The organism is Bacillus sp. FAU20 (assembly GCF_056033865.1).
Window position 1 is genome coordinate 273,697 of sequence record NZ_JBVYHY010000003.1, and the last position, 17,348, is coordinate 291,044.

Consider the following 17,348-nt stretch of genomic DNA (forward strand, 5'->3'; position numbering starts at 1 on the left):
GAGACGGATTGTAGAAAAATAAAGTATCTGTCAAAAATGATAGGTAAATTTATTGTGATTTTTCATCGTGTTGTATAGAAAGATGTACATATGGCCTACAATTGAATAAGGAGGAAGAGTTTTGGTAGAGAATCAAGTGAAAAAGAAGCGTAGACGCATTTTTTTATTTTCGATTATTGCACTGCTTTTAGTTTGTGGTTCAGTCTATGCGTATATTTCATCCGCATTAGGACCAGTTGATAGCGGGAATAAAAAAGAGATTGAAGTAGAAATTCCAAAGGGATCATCTACTAGTAAAATTGGTGAGATTTTAGAAGAAAAAGGTGCTGTGAAAAGCGGTACAGTTTTTAGTTTTTATACAAAGGCTAAATCTAAAAATTTACAAGCGGGTACATATTTATTAAATCCTTCAATGAGTGCGAAAGATGTTATTGAGCAAATGTCATCTGGTAATGTACATCGTCCAGCTCTTTATAAAGTGACGATAAAAGAAGGAGCACAAGTAACTGAAATTGCAGAAACGGTTGCAAACGAATTAAAGTGGAATAAAGATGATGTCGTACGTCAATTAAACGATAAAGCATTTATTCAAAAAATGCAGCAAAAGTATCCGAAGTTATTAACGGATAAAATCTTTGATAGTAATATTAAATACCCATTAGAAGGTTATTTATATCCTGCAACGTATTCGTTTTATAAGAAAGATACAACGTTAGAAGAAATTGTAATTCCAATGCTTGAGAAAACAAATGCAATCATTGTTCAAAATGAGGCGAAAATGAAAGCGAAGAATTGGGATGTTCATCAGCTTTTAACATTATCTTCACTTATTGAAGAAGAGGCAACTGGTTTTACAGATCGTCAAAAGATCTCTAGTGTCTTTTATAATCGTTTAGCAAAAGGTATGCCGCTTCAAACGGATCCGACGGTATTATATGCACTTGGAAAGCATAAACAACGTGTATTATACGAAGATTTAAAGGTCAACTCACCGTACAATACGTATGTTGTAAAAGGATTGCCGGTAGGGCCAATCGCAAACTCTGGTAAACATTCAGTAGAAGCTGCGTTAGAACCTGCGCAAACAGATTATTATTATTTCTTAGCCGCACCAAGTGGTGAAGTGTACTATGCGAAAACATTAGAAGAGCATAATGCATTAAAGCAAAAATATATTACGAAAAAATAGTGAAATGGGGAGGGATAGCGAAAAAAGTCGCACATCCCTCTTTTTTGTGGTAAAATATATCGGGTTAAAAACTGGCAGAAGAATCGTTTTTAATATCAAAACGGGACGTACAAGCTAAGGATAAAACTGGCTTGTATTTTTATTGCATTCTATGTGTGAAAAGACGTCATAGAGGCACTTCTCCATGTAAATAAGGAGGACCATTTATGGAGGATGCAGTTAACGAGTACCTATTATCATTTATTGATCCGAAAGATAAATTAATTCTTGAAATGGAAGAATATGCAACAGAAAATCATGTGCCGATTATGGATCGACTTGGAATGGAATTTATGCTGCAATTTTTACGTTTAATTGGACCGAAAAGCATTTTAGAACTTGGAACAGCAATCGGTTATTCTAGTATTCGTATGATGCAAGCTATTCCAAATTCACGTATTGTGACAGTTGAGCGCAATCGTGAGCGATATGAAAAAGCACTTGAATATATAGAACGTTCCCCAGTAACAGATCGTATTTCAGTTATTTACGGTGATGCGTTAGAGACAGGTGAACAAGTAAAAGAACACGGGACATTTGACGTTATTTTTATTGATGCAGCAAAAGGACAGTATCGTCGCTTTTTTGACTTATATGAACCGTTATTAAATCCTGGTGGCGTAATTATTTCAGATAATGTTATGTACCACGGTCTTGTAACGACAAAAGAGAAAATTGAAAACAGACGTACACGTGGTTTAATCCGTCGTATTAAGACGTACAATGAGTGGCTTATGAACCATGAAGGATACGATACAACGATTTTCCCAATTGGTGATGGAGTAGCTGTTAGTAAAAAGAGAGGGTGACCAAGGTATGAAGAAACCTGAATTGTTAGTAACGCCAAGAGCGGTGGCGGATATCGAACAACTTGCGAAAGCAGGAGCAGATGCGGTAATGATCGGTGAGCAAAAGTTTGGTTTACGTTTAGCAGGGGAGTTTTCACGTGAAGATGTAAAACAAACTGTGAAGATTGCACATGAAAATGGTGTGAAAGTATACGTAGCCATGAACGCTATGTTCCACAATGATAAAGTAGAAGAATTAACAGATTACGTTTCATTTTTAAACGAAGTAAATGTAGATGCAATTGTTTTCGGAGATCCAGCGGTATTAATGGCTGTTCGCGAAGTAGCGCCAAATATGCAGTTGCACTGGAATACAGAAACGACAGCAACAAACTGGTTCACTTGTAATTACTGGGGACAAAGAGGAGCGAAGCGTGCTGTATTAGCTCGTGAGCTAAGCTTAGATGAAATTGTTGATTTAAAAGAAAATGCTGAAGTGGAACTGGAAGTACAAATTCACGGTATGACTTGTATGTTCCAATCGAAGCGTTCATTAGTAGGAAACTACTTTGAGTATCAAGGACGTAATCTAGACATTGAAAAGAAAAAATATGAAGAGAATATGTTCTTATATGACCCAGAGCGTAACAATAAATATCCAATTTATGAAGATGAAAATGGTACTCACATTATGAGTCCGAACGATATTTGTTTCATCGATGAATTAGAGGAACTAATCGAAGCTGAAGTTGATAGCTTAAAAATCGACGGAGTACTAAAAACCTCTGAATACATTATTGAAGTAACGAAAAAATATCGTAAAGCAATTGATTTATGCGTAGAAGATCGTGATGCATATTATGACGTGAAAGATGATCTATATAAAGAAATAGAAGAAATGCAACCAGTAAATCGTCCGTTAGATACAGGATTCTTCTTTAAAGAAACGGTTTACTAAACGAGGAGGGTGTAGGAAATGACTGTACAAGAAATTTCACGAGTGATCGATGGCAAACGTGTTATTGTGAAGAAACCTGAACTGTTAATCCCTGCGGGTAACTTAGAAAAATTAAAAGTAGCTATCCATTACGGGGCAGATGCTGTATATTTAGGTGGACAAGAATTTGGTCTTCGTTCGAATGCAGGTAACTTTACGCTAGAAGAAATGGCAGAAGGCGTTGAGTTTGCAAAGAAGTATGGAGCAAAAATATACGTAACAACAAATATCTTTGCACATAATGAAAATATGGACGGGCTAGAGGAATATTTAAAAGGGATTGAAAAAGCTGGCGTAACGGGAATTATCGTTGCTGATCCGCTTATCATTGAGACTTGTAAACGCGTAGCGCCTTCTGTTGAGGTGCATTTAAGCACACAGCAATCACTATCCAACTGGAAAGCAGCACAGTATTGGAAAGAAGAAGGTTTACATCGTCTTGTATTAGCTCGTGAAGCAAGCTATGAAGAAATGAAAGAAATTAAAGAAAAAGTGGATATTGAAATTGAAGCATTCGTACATGGTGCAATGTGTATCGCATATTCAGGAAGATGTACATTAAGTAACCATATGACAGCGCGTGATTCTAATCGTGGTGGTTGTTGCCAATCTTGCCGCTGGGATTATGATTTAGTTCAAACAGTATCACAACATAAAGATGCAAAAGAGCTTCCTCTATTCCAAGAAGGAGATGCTCACTTTGCGATGAGTCCAAAAGATTTAAATTTAATTTTATCAATTCCGAAAATGATTGAAATCGGAATCGATAGCTTAAAGGTAGAAGGACGTATGAAATCAATCCATTACGTAGCGACTGTAGCAACTGTATATCGTAAAGTAATTGATGCTTATTGTGCTGATCCAGATAACTTTGAGTTTAAACAAGAATGGTTAGATGAGCTTGATAAATGTGCAAATCGTGATACAGCTCCTGCATTCTTTGAAGGGGTTCCAGGACATCAAGAGCAAATGTTTGGAAATCATAGTAAGAAAACAACGTATGATTTTGCTGGTTTAGTGTTAGATTATAATGAAGAAACGGGCATCGTAACGATTGAGCAACGTAATCATTTTAAACCAGGACATGAAGTGGAGTTCTTTGGACCAGAAATAGAAAACTTTACGCAAACGGTGGAGAAAATTTGGGATGAGGATGGAAACGAATTAGATGCAGCGAGACATCCGTTGCAAATCGTGAAATTCAAAGTGGATCAACGAGTGTATGTGAATAATATGATGCGCAAAAGCATACTTCAATAAGAAAGAGTGATAGTCGAATGGGGACGAATAAGCCTGTTGTAATTGGAATTGCTGGTGGTTCGGGATCAGGTAAAACGAGTGTAACGAAAGCGATTTTTGACCATTTTAAAGGTCATTCTATTTTAATCTTAGAGCAAGATTATTATTACAAAGATCAAAGCCATTTACCAATGGAAGAGCGTTTAAAAACAAATTATGATCATCCGCTTGCGTTTGATAATGATCTGTTAATTGAACATTTGCAGCAGTTGCTTGCATATGAGCAAATTGATAAGCCTGTATATGACTATACATTGCATACGCGTTCAGAAGAAATTATTCCGGTTGAGCCGAAAGATGTAATTATTTTAGAAGGAATTCTTATTTTAGAAGACCCACGTCTTTGCGAGTTAATGGACATTAAATTATTCGTTGATACGGATGCTGACCTTCGTATTCTGCGCCGCATGCAACGTGATATTAAAGAGCGCGGTCGTACGATGGATTCAGTTATTGATCAGTACGTAAATGTTGTACGTCCAATGCACAATCAATTTATTGAGCCTTCTAAGAAATTTGCGGATATTATTATCCCTGAAGGTGGACAAAACCACGTTGCAATTGATATTATGGTGACAAAAATTGCAACAATTCTTGAACAAAAAGTAAATTTGTAATAGCATAGTAAAAGATATACGGTAGGAAGGGATTTTTTCCCTTCTTATCGAATACAATGAAACATGCAACCTCATCTATATATAGGTGAGGGCATATTTATATCAACTTTCCATACATATCTTCTTTATATAAAGAAGAATTGGAAATACGGGGTTGTATGTGACAACTCCGCTAGTGCAAGGGTACTAGAAACCTCCGCTAACAATGGAAGCGGAGGAGTTTTCATATGGAACTCCTCTTTTTTTCGGGGGATTGGTATATAAAAGGAGTGGAAAATATGTCAACAGAAAAAACATACCCTATGACGCAAGAGGGTAAGCAAAAACTAGAGAACGAACTTGAGCAATTAAAAACAGTAAGACGTAAAGAAGTAGTAGAACGTATTAAAATCGCACGTAGCTTCGGAGACCTTTCTGAGAACTCTGAGTACGATGCAGCAAAAGATGAGCAAGCGTTCGTAGAAGGGCGCATTACACAATTAGAAAATATGATTCGTAACGCAGTTATCATTAAAGATAATGGCGAAGTATCTACTGTTGTTACATTAGGTAAAACAGTAACATTTAAAGAATTACCAAACGGAGATGAAGAAGCGTATACAATCGTAGGTAGCGCGGAAGCTGATCCATTCGAAGGAAGAATTTCTAACGATTCTCCAATCGCAAAAAGCTTATTAGGTAAGCAAATTGGTGAGAAAGTAACAATCCAAACACCAGGCGGAGAAATGCAAGTAGAGATTGTCTCTGTAAAATAAAAAAAGATTCTCCTATCGGGAGAATCTTTTTTTTCTGTAGAATGAAAAAAATTGTGTAAACCTTAGAGTGATTCGACAAAAAATGTCAAAAAAACAATTTAAGATTTGATATCATAATTGGAGAATATAGGTTTTAAAAGGGAAAAGGGGCTAATTATGAAACATAAAATCTTTACAGGATTGGTGTGTAGTATATCCATATTAGGACTTGCTGCATGCGGAACGAATGAAGAAACTACATCATCAAAGGGAGAAAAAGTAAAGCAAGAAGAAAAAAAGGATATTAAAGCAACTGAGAGTTCAAAAACCTTAGAAAATCCACAAGATAAAAAGGAATTTAATGATTTTGATGTAGCGTATCAATTAGCTATTGTCATGAAAATATTTCAAGATGTAACGATTAAGTATGATTACGCAATTGGGAATCCAGATTATTTATTGCGAGATTCGATGGATCAAAAAACAATAGATGATATGAAGAATATGTTACAAGAACAGGCGAAGAATAATGATAAAATTTTAAAAGATGAAGTGAATCAAGCATATACATATTTAAAACAATCGAAAGTAAGTAATAAAGATGATATTCAAAAAATAATAGATGCACAAAATAATTATTTACATATTGTAGATAAGATGATTACTTGTATTGATTCTGTAACAGTTGAGAATGCAAAAGAAAAAAGAAATGAAATGGATAATCTTAGTAAGGATTATTTAAAAATAGCGGCTAATGTAACAACCACTGTAATTGAAGTTGCTAAAAACACTGGAGTGAATGAAACTGAATTTAGATCGCTTCTTATGAAATTTTTAGAGAAGCCAAAGAAACAATAATAGCCTTATATAATATCTGTTTTTGTTTTGGAGATTGTATAAATAAAATAGTACCTCGTCTAAACTACAATAGACGAGGTGTTTTTTATGAAAATAAAACGGAGAATTACAATTGTTTTAATTTGTTTTATGTGCGTTATGTTTGTATTGCTTTGTCGTTTAATCCAAATTCAAATTATAGATACAGAATCATTTACTGATCGCAAAATAAATTTAATTGAAAAAAGTGTTACGCAACGCACACAATCCATTACAGTAGACGATGGACGTGGGCAGTTTATAGATCGTAATGGTAAAAAAATAGGTGAGGAAAAATATCCTGTTTTAATTATTTTTCCATTTTTACAAATAAAAAATGACATGTTAGAGAAAATCGCGCATATCATTGGTGTGTCGAGACAAGAGATTAGAAGACAAATGAAAAATAATAAAAATGCATTTACACTACAAGGAGAAACTGCTCCATTTCGAGTGACACGAGAGCAGATGGAGAAGGTAAATGAATTACATGTATTAGGTATTGTAGCAGCTGAAGTGCGATTAAAACAAACTGGAGAGATAAATCATTTAATTGGTGATGTAGGGGAGAACGAAAGGGAGTTTCAAAAGCGATATGGAGAATTGAAAAGAATTTCCAAACAAACGCCGATAGGTATTTCAGGATTACAGCAATCATTTGATGAATTTCTATTGACTGATGGAGAGGCAAAAGTATTATATCAAGTAGATCGGCAAGGAGAACCAATTTTCGGAAAGCAAGCGAAATACACTTCACCAGGAAATCCATTTTATCCAGTTAGGATTCAAACTACTTTACATAAAGAGTTGGAGCAAAAAGCAGAAGAAGTGATTGAAGCGAACGAAATAAAGAAGGGGGGACTAGTATTACTAGATGTAAAGACAAATGAAATATTAGCGATGGCTAGTAAGCCGTCTTTACAAGTAAGGGATGAGAATTTATATAAAACTACACTTGAAAATCAAATGTTAACGCCACATTTTCCAGGCTCTGTTTTTAAAACAGTAGTTGCAGCTGCAGTCATTGATCAAAAAGTAAATTTGTTTAATCGGACATTTAACTGTAATAAAGATTTATATGGTGAAAACGACCCGCAAGTTAGGATGGGTACACTTAACTTTAAAGAGAGCTTTGCTAGGAGTTGTAACAGGACATTTTCCGAGTTAGGTAACGAGCTATTACAAAAGGATAAGACGGTGCTAGAAACATACGTAGCAGCTTTAGGAGCAAATGAAAAGGTTGGATGGAAAGGTTCTGTATTTCATACACCTCATTTTGAGCAAATGCCAGAAGAAAAGGGTACTACTATTTGGGGGAATGAAGAAAATAAAAATAGTAAAAAAGCGGTAGAACAAACAGCAATTGGACAGAAAGATGTACGTATATCACCTCTAGCAATTGCAAATATGATGGCGACGATTGCGAGGAATGGAGAAAAGATGGAAGTGAAAGCAGTTGAAAAAATAGTATATAAAAATGGAGCGGATTTTTTTACATTTGAGAGCCATACGTTAAATGGAAAACAGCTTTCGTATGAAACAGTGAAAACATTACAAGAGTTATTAAGAGGCGTTGTAACAAGGGAGAAAGGAACAGGAACGGCATTCCGTTCGTTGCCACTAAGTGTCGCTGGAAAATCCGGGACAGCGCAAACAGGGAAAGGGACGAGGGTGAATCGCTGGTTTGCAGGTTATTTTCCGTATGAGAATCCAAGATATGCTTTAGTTGTTGTTGATCTAGAGACTGATAGCAAAGTGAATAAAGTTACACCTATTTTTAAAGATATGGTGGGAGCAATCTATCAATTGGAGAATGAAAAGTAATCTTGCAATTTATAGTGAAATGTCTTCATTTCATGAAAATATCATTGTAAATGTTCAACCTTTCTAGATTTAATGTTACAATAGCAATTAGGAAAAACTGCATGGAGGTTTGGAGAATGGCAGGAGGATCAAGATTCCAACAGAAACAACAAAAACGTCGTCAAAACGGTGTTTTAAATATTGCAATCGCTATTGTATTACTATTAGTAGCTATTGTAGCATATCAATTGTTCGTTCCTAGTACGAAAGAGCAAGCATCTTCTACTGATAAGAAAGTCTCTCAACAAACAACAAAGAATGAGAAAGCTGGAAAATCAGAAGATAAAGAATCTGCTAAGAAAAAAGAAAAAGAACAAGAGCAAGCAGAAGCTAAGCAAAAAGCTGAAGAAGAGAAGTTAAAGGCTGAAGAAGAACAGAAAAAAGCTGAAGAAGAAGCGAAAGCTAACGAGAAAGTATCAGCTGAAAAAACTGTATCCAAGGCAAAAGAGGCTTACACAAAACCTTCTTGGAAAGCTGTAGGAACAGAACAAGGTTCATCACCGGCGATGACGTTTAAACAGGGGTCATCAGATTGGAATGAGATGCAAAGTGCAATTGCTGCGGGTATTGAAGTACCGAAAGAGCAATTAGTATTCCATTTTGTTGGAAGAGACAAAACTGGAAAGAGCAAAGCTTATGGTGATGTTCAAGATAAGCAAAGTGGGAAAAGATATTATGTAAATATTGATTGGGTAGACAATGAGGGCTGGAAACCAGTACTTGTTCAAACTCTAAACTAAAAAAGAGAGGCTCCTTAGGAGCTTCTCTTTTTTGTTAACGCAATTTCTTTAATTTAAAATGAACAACCGCGCTATAATACGGTCTTTTGCTTTCAGGATCCATAACCATTTGATGTGAGATGTGATGAACTTCAAGCATAAGTGCTTTATTATTATCAATTTGTTCACTAATTTTTCGTTCTAAAGAAGCTAAGTCTCCCGCTTCAAAAAACTCTACTTTATCTTCTAACATTTCAAAGGTAAATGACATGAAGACGGCCCCTCTCCTATGTAATCAACTATAGTGTAACAAAGAAAAGAAGGAAATACCATGTACATTTCAATTGACATTTTTAGAAAGAGGGAATATCATACTGATAAAACCGATAAGAAAAAGGGGAATTTTTATGGGTACAGAATTTAATGGTTTATTTGATGAGTGGGCTCATACGTACGACTCATTTGTACAAGGCGAAGATATACAATATAAAGAAGTTTTCGCCCATTATGAGGACATTCTAGAGGATGTAGTTAACAAGTCATTTGGTAATGTATTAGAATTTGGTGTCGGTACAGGTAATTTAACAAATAAATTATTACTTGCTGGCCGCACAGTTTACGGTATAGAACCGTCGCGTGAAATGCGCATGATTGCAAAAGAGAAATTGCCAAAAGAATTTTCAATTACAGACGGTGATTTTCTTTCATTTGAAGTTCCAAATTCAATTAATACCATTGTAAGCACCTATGCATTTCATCATTTAACAGATGATGAAAAAAATGTAGCGATTGCGAAGTATAGTCAATTGCTAAACAAAGGTGGTAAAATAGTGTTTGCTGATACGATATTTGCAGATCAAGATGCATATGATAAAACTGTTGAAACAGCAAAACAAAGAGGTTTCCATCAGTTAGCAAACGATTTGCAAACGGAATACTATACACGTATTCCAGTTATGCAGACTATTTTTGAAAACAATGGCTTCCATGTAACGTTCACGAGATTAAATCATTTCGTTTGGGTAATGGAGGCAACTAAGCAATAGAAAGAGGGATTAGATTGAGAATTGCTGTAATTGGAGCAATGGAAGAAGAAGTACGTATTTTACGTGACAAATTAGAACAAGCAGAGACAGAAACGGTTGCAGGTTGTGAATTTACGAAAGGGCTATTAGCAGGGCATGAAGTAATCTTGTTAAAGTCTGGTATTGGTAAAGTAAATGCAGCGATGTCAACGACAATTTTATTAGAAAAATATAAGCCTGAAAAAGTAATTAATACTGGTTCAGCAGGTGGATTCCATCACTCTCTAAACGTTGGTGATGTAGTTATTTCCACTGAAGTTCGTCACCATGACGTAGATGTAACAGCATTTAACTATGAATATGGTCAAGTACCAGGAATGCCGCCTGGATTTAAAGCTGATGAGGCGTTAGTTGCATTAGCTGAGAAATGTATGCAGGCTGAAGAAAATATTCAAGTTGTAAAAGGTATGATTGCAACAGGTGATTCATTTATGAGTGATCCGAACCGCGTTGCAGCCATCCGTGATAAATTTGAAAATCTTTATGCGGTAGAAATGGAAGCAGCAGCTGTTGCACAAGTATGCCACCAATATGAAATTCCGTTTGTTATCATTCGCGCACTTTCTGATATTGCTGGTAAAGAATCAAATGTTTCATTTGATCAGTTTTTAGATCAAGCAGCTCTTCATTCTACAAACTTTATCGTAAAAGTGTTAGAAGAGTTAAAGTAATGTAACAAAAAGGCAACTGTCTCATATAAAGAAAATACATACAGTTGCCTTTTCTTTATTGGCAAACAAGGGGGAGAACACGATGAATGTATATCGTGGAGTTCATGAGTTAATTGGTCATACACCAATTGTAGAAATTACTCGTTTTCCACTTCCGAAAGGGGTCCGTTTATTTGCAAAGCTTGAATTTTATAACCCAGGCGGAAGCGTTAAGGATCGTTTAGGAAGAGAATTAATCGAAGATGCGCTAGAAAAAGGGCTTGTTACCCAAGGTGGAACAATTATTGAACCCACTGCTGGGAATACTGGTATTGGACTGGCACTTGCAGCATTAGAATATGATTTACGTGTTATCGTTTGTGTACCAGAGAAATTTAGTATTGAAAAACAAGAATTAATGAAAGCGCTAGGTGCAACGGTCGTGCACACACCGACTGAGCAAGGAATGACCGGTGCAATTGCAAAAGCAAAAGAGTTAGTAAATGAAATACCGAATTCATACTCTCCAAGTCAATTTGCAAATGAGGCAAATCCTCGTGCATATTTTAAAACATTAGGACCTGAATTGTGGGACGCATTGAATGGAGAGATTAACATATTTGTTGCTGGAGCAGGAACTGGCGGTACGTTTATGGGGACTGCATCTTATTTGAAAGAAAAAAATATAGATATTAAAACAGTTATCGTAGAGCCAGAAGGATCTATTTTAAATGGTGGTAAGGCTGGTTCACATGAGACCGAAGGAATTGGACTGGAATTTATCCCGCCATTTTTGAAGACATCTTATTTTGATGAAATTCATACGATTTCTGATCGAGATGCATTTTTACGAGTGAAAGAATTAGCGCAAAAAGAAGGACTTCTCGTTGGGAGCTCTTCAGGAGCAGCATTTCATGCGAGCTTACTGGAGGCAGAGAAGGCACCACCAGGTACAAATATTGTAACCATTTTTCCTGATAGCAGTGAGCGCTATTTAAGTAAAGACATATACAAAGGATGGGAATAAAAAATGAGAGCAAAGACAAAGTTAATTCATGGTATTCGCATAGGAGAACCTTCAACTGGATCTGTAAACGTACCGATTTATCAAACAAGTACGTACAAACAAGAAGCAGTTGGTAAGCATCAAGGATATGAATATTCACGTACAGGTAACCCAACACGTGCAGCTTTAGAAGAAATGATTGCTGTATTAGAAAACGGGCATGCTGGATTTGCATTTGGTTCAGGAATGGCTGCTATTACAGCGACAATTATGTTGTTCTCAAAAGGTGACCACGTTATTTTAACAGATGATGTTTATGGTGGAACATACCGCGTTATTACGAAAGTATTAAACCGTTTCGGTATTGAGCATACATTTGTAGATACAACAAACTTAGAGGAAGTTGAAGAAGCAATTCGTCCAAATACGAAAGCAATTTATGTGGAAACACCAACGAACCCACTACTAAAAATTACTGATATTAAGAAAATATCTACTCTTGCTAAAGAGAAAGACCTATTAACAATTATTGATAACACATTCATGACGCCATATTGGCAGTCGCCGATTTCTTTAGGAGCAGATATTGTGCTTCATAGTGCAACGAAATATTTAGGAGGTCATAGTGACGTAGTTGCAGGTTTAGTAGTTGTAAATAGCCCACAACTAGCAGAAGATCTTCATTTTGTACAAAACTCAACAGGAGGTATTCTTGGGCCACAAGATAGCTTCTTACTACTTCGCGGTTTAAAAACATTAGGAATTCGTATGGAAGAACATGAAACGAATTCACGTGCTATTGCTGAGTTCTTAAATAATCATCCAAAAGTAAATAAAGTATATTACCCAGGTCTTGAATCACATCAAAATCACGAATTAGCAACAGAACAAGCAAACGGATTTGGTGCTATTATCTCATTTGATGTAGATAGTGAAGAAACATTAAATAAAGTACTTGAGAAACTACAATACTTTACACTTGCTGAAAGCTTAGGAGCGGTAGAAAGTTTAATTTCTATTCCATCTCAAATGACACATGCATCAATCCCAGCGGATCGCCGCAAAGAATTAGGAATTACAGATACATTAATTCGTATTTCTGTCGGTATTGAAGATGGTGAAGATTTAATTGAAGATTTAGCACAAGCGCTAGCATAATACAAAATGCACTGCTAATATTAGCAGTGTATTTTGTATTATGTTATTTTGTGAAACATTTCACAAAATAGACATACACAAACGAAATGATTTCGTGTATATTGAATTCAGGAAATGTTACTCACAAATAAACTTGTGAAATATTTCACAAACAATGAAATTCATGTAGGAAAGCATCTCTATTTTTTTGTGTTAATTGGGACTTATTTTGACCTACAGGGACATATAAGGACCGTAATAGTAGAATAGGAGGAAATTCACATGGTAGTCAAAGAGAAAGTTGTAAATGAAATGCAGGAAGTAAAAAAGATGATTGATACGCTAGTAAATAATGGTCAACAAGCTTTACAAGCATTAGAAAGTTTTACACAAGAAGAAATTGACAACATTGTTCATGAAATGGCATTAGCAGGTGTTGATCAACATATGCCGCTAGCAAAATTGGCAGTTGAAGAAACTGGCCGTGGTGTATATGAAGACAAATGCATTAAAAATATTTTTGCCACTGAATATATTTGGCATAGTATAAAGCAAGATAAAACGGTAGGGATTATTCACGAAGATCCTCATGAAGAAATAATAGAAATCGCGGAACCTGTCGGTGTAGTAGCTGGAGTAACACCAGTAACGAATCCAACGTCGACAACAATGTTTAAAGCGTTAATTGCGATAAAAACAAGAAATCCAATTATTTTCGCATTTCATCCTTCCGCACAAAAATGTTCTGTGGCAGCAGCGAAAACCGTATATGATGCAGCGATGAAAGCTGGTGCCCCAAAACACTGTATTCAATGGATTGAAAGACCGTCTGTTGAAGCGACGAAACAATTGATGAACCATGATGGTGTAGCACTCGTTCTAGCAACTGGAGGGGCTGGTATGGTGAAATCGGCTTATTCTACTGGGAAACCAGCGCTAGGTGTAGGCCCTGGTAATGTACCATGCTACATAGAGAAATCGGCGCATGTAAAAAGAGCAGTTAATGATTTAATTTTATCAAAAACATTTGATAACGGTATGATTTGTGCATCTGAGCAAGCAATCATTGTAGATAAGGAAATTTACGATGATGTGAAAACAGAAATGATTGCAAACAATTGTTACTTTGTAACAGAAGAAGAGAGAAGGCAATTAGAAAAGCTTGTTATTAACGAAAATACATGTGCAGTAAATAGTGATATTGTTGGGAAATCAGCACAGTATATTGCCGAATTAGTTGGGATTACTGTACCTGAAAATACAAAAATGCTTGTAGCTGAAATACAAGGTATCGGAGCAGCGTATCCACTATCTCGTGAGAAACTGAGCCCAGTATTAGCTTGTGTAAAAGCGAATTCCTTAGAAGAAGGATTTGCATATTGCGAAGAAATGTTAAATCTCGGTGGTTTAGGACATTCAGCAGTTATCCATTCTACAAATAAAGATGTGCAAAAGCAATTTGGGTTACGTATGAAAGCTTGCCGTCTCATTGTAAATGCACCTTCATCACAAGGTGGAATAGGGGATATATATAATGGATTTATTCCATCACTTACACTTGGTTGTGGTTCATACGGAAAGAATTCAGTTTCCCAAAATGTAACAGCGACTCATTTATTAAATATAAAAAGGCTGGCAAATAGAAAAAAGAATATGCAGTGGTTCAAACTGCCACCAAAAATTTATTTTGAAAAACATGCTACAGCTTATTTAGCAAATATGCCTAACATTTCACGAGCATTTATTGTAACGGACCCCGGAATGGTTGAACATGGCTATGTCGATACAGTCGCGCACTATTTAAACAAGCATGCAAATGATGTGAAAGTTGAAGTTTTCTTTGAGGTCGAAACAGATCCATCAGATGAAACTGTTTTCAAAGGTGCGGAAATGATGAAAAGCTTTAAGCCAGATGTAATTATCGCACTTGGTGGTGGTTCAGCTATGGATGCAGCAAAAGGAATGTGGTTATTCTATGAGCATCCAGAAACGACATTCTATGGCATTAAACAGAAATTTTTAGATATAAGAAAACGTACATGTAAATATCCGGAATTAGGAAATAAGGCGCAGTTTGTTGCGATTCCAACGACATCAGGAACGGGATCAGAAGTGACACCATTTGCGGTTATTACAGATAAGAAAAATAATATAAAGTATCCGCTCGCAGATTATGAATTAACACCAGATGTAGCAATTGTTGATCCACAATTTGTAATGACAGTACCACCAAATGTAACAGCAGATACTGGTATGGATGTTTTAACACATGCAATTGAGGCGTATGTGTCTGTTATGGCAAATGACTATACAGATGGATTAGCATTAAAAGCTATTGATCTCGTATTCAAATATTTACCGAGAGCATATAAAGATGGAAATGATGAAGAAGCAAGAGAAAAAATGCATAACGCTTCTGCAATTGCAGGGATGGCATTTGCAAATGCTTTCCTCGGTATTAATCACAGCTTAGCACATAAGATTGGACCAGAATTCCATATTCCGCACGGACGCGCAAATGCCATTCTAATGCCGCACGTAGTCCGCTATAATGCTATTAAGCCAAGAAAACACGCATTGTTCCCAAAATATGAGCACTTTGTGGCAGATGAAAGATATGCACATATAGCGAGAATGCTCGGGCTTCCAGCAAGTTCGGTAGCAGAAGGGGTGGAATCACTCGTCCAAGCAATTATTGAGCTTGGAAAAAGCTTAAATATTAATATGAGTATTGCGGGACAAGGAGTCGATAAAGAGCAATTTGAAGAGGTTGTTGGAGTATTAGCAGAAAGAGCTTTTGAAGATCAATGTACAACTGCTAATCCAAAGTTACCGCTTATTTCAGAGCTGAAAGAAATTTATATGGAAGCATATAAAGGTGAATAATGATAAAAAAAGAGCCGCAGTAAAAGCGGCTCTTTTTTTATTGGAAAACATCTCCCAGAATGGCTGTATTTACTGGTCTTTCAGTTTCATAGAATATGATACAGTGAAATGGAGGAGTGAGAATATAATGAAAGAATTAAAAGGAAAAATAGAAGATTATACTCGGTTTGGACAAATGCTTCTCGCTGTAAGTACATTGTTAATGGTTGGCTTATTGATTCCGAGTGGAGCAAAAGAGACAATCCAATTTTTTGTTATGATGGGGAGCATCGTTATATTTTTAAGTTTATCGTTCTTTTTCTTTCAGCGTGTGAAAGTGATGCGTGAACAGCTAGAGGAAAATGAATGTGAATAATATTGTTAACTAGAGCGCGGCGAAAAGAAAAAATCTTTTTGTCACGCTTTTTGTTTTTTGTAGAAAAATGTATGCGTTTCGTGTTGACAATGATAATCCTTATCAATTAAAGTAGAATAGTGGTTAATGATTATCATTATCAATTAGAGGTGAAGAAATGAAAAAATCTATTACGCTATTTACAGCGATTTTATCTATTTTTTTCTTGTTAATAGGTTGCAGTGCCAAAGGGGACGGAAAAGCGTCTGCAACCAAAACAGAAAAAGGAAAAAAGAAAATCGAAATTACCGACCTATCAGGAAGAAAGGTAACATTCGATAAAGTGCCAGAAAGTTTTGCAACATTAAGTATGGGAGACATGGATATTATTCATGCTTTAGGTGGAAACATAGTAGGTCGCCCAGATACGAAATTAACTCTTCCAGAGGAGTTAAAGAAAGCACAAGTAATTGGGAATGCACATCAACCGAACTTTGAGCAAATTGCTAGTTTAAAGCCCGATGTACTTGTTGCTAACAATGGATTCCAAAAGAATGTGCCAACGGTTGAAGGACAAGGAACGCAAGTTATCATTTCTTCTGCGAATTCTGTACAAGATATTCAAAAAAATATTGAATTATATGGAATGGTAATGAAGAAAGAAGATAAAGCAAAAGAAATTAATCAAAAAATGAATGATCAAATGAAGAAATATGAGAAAAAGAGCGATGTGAAAGCCTTGCTAGTGTATGGCGCACCAGGAACTTATTTAGCGGCATTACCAACATCTTTATCAGGTGATATTTTAGAAAAAACAGGCGGAAAAAATATTGCTTCTGATTTTCCAGAAACGAAAGAATACCCGCAATATGCACAGCTAAGTGTAGAACGTATTATTGAGGCGAATCCAGATGTGATTTATTTAATTACACACGGAGATCCAAAAAGTGTGAAAAAAGCATTCGAAGGCGAAATGATGAAAAATGAAGCGTGGAAAAATTTAGAGGCAGTAAAACAAAACCGCGTAGTTATTTTGCCACCTGATTTATTTGGATCTAATCCTGGTACAAAAGTTACAGAAGCAATGGACTTTATGTATAAAAGTATACAAGATGTAAGGAAATGATAC

At 35.9% G+C, this 17,348-nt stretch carries 17 protein-coding genes; 16 read left to right on the top strand and 1 reads right to left on the bottom strand.

Annotation, left to right across the window (positions count from 1 at the left end; translation table 11 throughout):
- Nucleotides 1-121 precede the first annotated feature (121 nt).
- The 9 genes from mltG to AC0OM3_RS01695 all read left to right on the top strand — a co-directional run bounded on the left by mltG (nucleotide 122) and on the right by AC0OM3_RS01695 (nucleotide 9,142).
- Nucleotides 122-1,189: an endolytic transglycosylase MltG gene (gene mltG, locus AC0OM3_RS01655; RefSeq protein ID WP_474211017.1), complete on the top strand. Its 1,068-nt coding sequence runs from the start codon at nucleotides 122-124 to the stop codon at nucleotides 1,187-1,189.
- 206 nt (nucleotides 1,190-1,395) lie between these two features.
- A complete protein-coding gene (locus AC0OM3_RS01660) occupies nucleotides 1,396-2,037 on the top strand; it encodes an O-methyltransferase (protein ID WP_000389102.1) in 642 nt (213 codons plus the stop codon).
- A gap of 7 nt (nucleotides 2,038-2,044) precedes the next feature.
- Nucleotides 2,045-2,974: a peptidase U32 family protein gene (locus AC0OM3_RS01665; protein WP_000742808.1), complete on the top strand. Its 930-nt coding sequence runs from the start codon at nucleotides 2,045-2,047 to the stop codon at nucleotides 2,972-2,974.
- A gap of 18 nt (nucleotides 2,975-2,992) precedes the next feature.
- Nucleotides 2,993-4,273, top strand: coding sequence for a peptidase U32 family protein (locus AC0OM3_RS01670; protein WP_000217974.1), 1,281 nt, complete (start codon nucleotides 2,993-2,995; stop codon nucleotides 4,271-4,273).
- Between the two features lie 17 nt (nucleotides 4,274-4,290).
- Nucleotides 4,291-4,929 carry a uridine kinase gene (gene udk, locus AC0OM3_RS01675; protein ID WP_000537078.1) on the top strand — a complete coding sequence of 213 codons (639 nt, stop codon included), beginning with the start codon at nucleotides 4,291-4,293 and terminating at the stop codon, nucleotides 4,927-4,929.
- A gap of 278 nt (nucleotides 4,930-5,207) precedes the next feature.
- On the top strand, nucleotides 5,208-5,684 hold the full coding sequence (greA, locus tag AC0OM3_RS01680; protein WP_014894880.1) for a transcription elongation factor GreA: 477 nt from the start codon (nucleotides 5,208-5,210) through the stop codon (nucleotides 5,682-5,684).
- A gap of 156 nt (nucleotides 5,685-5,840) precedes the next feature.
- Entirely contained in the window at nucleotides 5,841-6,521 is a 681-nt protein-coding gene (locus AC0OM3_RS01685; RefSeq protein ID WP_000680879.1) for a hypothetical protein, read from the top strand.
- Nucleotides 6,522-6,608: 87 nt separating this feature from the next.
- A complete protein-coding gene (locus AC0OM3_RS01690) occupies nucleotides 6,609-8,363 on the top strand; it encodes a peptidoglycan D,D-transpeptidase FtsI family protein (RefSeq protein WP_474211018.1) in 1,755 nt (584 codons plus the stop codon).
- Between the two features lie 116 nt (nucleotides 8,364-8,479).
- Entirely contained in the window at nucleotides 8,480-9,142 is a 663-nt protein-coding gene (locus tag AC0OM3_RS01695) for a YrrS family protein (protein WP_000897101.1), read from the top strand.
- 34 nt (nucleotides 9,143-9,176) lie between these two features.
- Here AC0OM3_RS01695 and AC0OM3_RS01700 read toward each other — a convergent pair whose 3' ends face one another.
- Entirely contained in the window at nucleotides 9,177-9,392 is a 216-nt protein-coding gene (locus AC0OM3_RS01700; RefSeq protein WP_000010984.1) for a YrzA family protein, read from the bottom strand.
- A 136-nt stretch (nucleotides 9,393-9,528) separates the two neighbouring features.
- Here AC0OM3_RS01700 and AC0OM3_RS01705 point away from each other — a divergent pair, with 136 nt between their 5' ends.
- From AC0OM3_RS01705 to AC0OM3_RS01735, 7 genes are all read left to right on the top strand, one after another.
- On the top strand, nucleotides 9,529-10,167 hold the full coding sequence (locus AC0OM3_RS01705) for a class I SAM-dependent methyltransferase (protein ID WP_474211020.1): 639 nt from the start codon (nucleotides 9,529-9,531) through the stop codon (nucleotides 10,165-10,167).
- A gap of 14 nt (nucleotides 10,168-10,181) precedes the next feature.
- Nucleotides 10,182-10,877, top strand: coding sequence for a 5'-methylthioadenosine/S-adenosylhomocysteine nucleosidase (gene mtnN / locus AC0OM3_RS01710; protein ID WP_001217024.1), 696 nt, complete (start codon nucleotides 10,182-10,184; stop codon nucleotides 10,875-10,877).
- Nucleotides 10,878-10,959: 82 nt separating this feature from the next.
- The gene (locus AC0OM3_RS01715; RefSeq protein ID WP_001103851.1) at nucleotides 10,960-11,883 is read left to right on the top strand and encodes an O-acetylserine dependent cystathionine beta-synthase; all 924 of its coding nucleotides are present in this window, start codon (nucleotides 10,960-10,962) and stop codon (nucleotides 11,881-11,883) included.
- Nucleotides 11,884-11,886: 3 nt separating this feature from the next.
- Entirely contained in the window at nucleotides 11,887-13,020 is a 1,134-nt protein-coding gene (locus tag AC0OM3_RS01720) for a bifunctional cystathionine gamma-lyase/homocysteine desulfhydrase (RefSeq protein ID WP_001201908.1), read from the top strand.
- 261 nt (nucleotides 13,021-13,281) lie between these two features.
- Nucleotides 13,282-15,885, top strand: coding sequence for a bifunctional acetaldehyde-CoA/alcohol dehydrogenase (adhE, locus tag AC0OM3_RS01725; protein ID WP_474211023.1), 2,604 nt, complete (start codon nucleotides 13,282-13,284; stop codon nucleotides 15,883-15,885).
- A 127-nt stretch (nucleotides 15,886-16,012) separates the two neighbouring features.
- Nucleotides 16,013-16,240: a YrhC family protein gene (locus AC0OM3_RS01730; RefSeq protein ID WP_000661266.1), complete on the top strand. Its 228-nt coding sequence runs from the start codon at nucleotides 16,013-16,015 to the stop codon at nucleotides 16,238-16,240.
- Nucleotides 16,241-16,397: 157 nt separating this feature from the next.
- Nucleotides 16,398-17,345: an ABC transporter substrate-binding protein gene (locus AC0OM3_RS01735; protein WP_000748477.1), complete on the top strand. Its 948-nt coding sequence runs from the start codon at nucleotides 16,398-16,400 to the stop codon at nucleotides 17,343-17,345.
- Nucleotides 17,346-17,348: the final 3 nt, after the last annotated feature.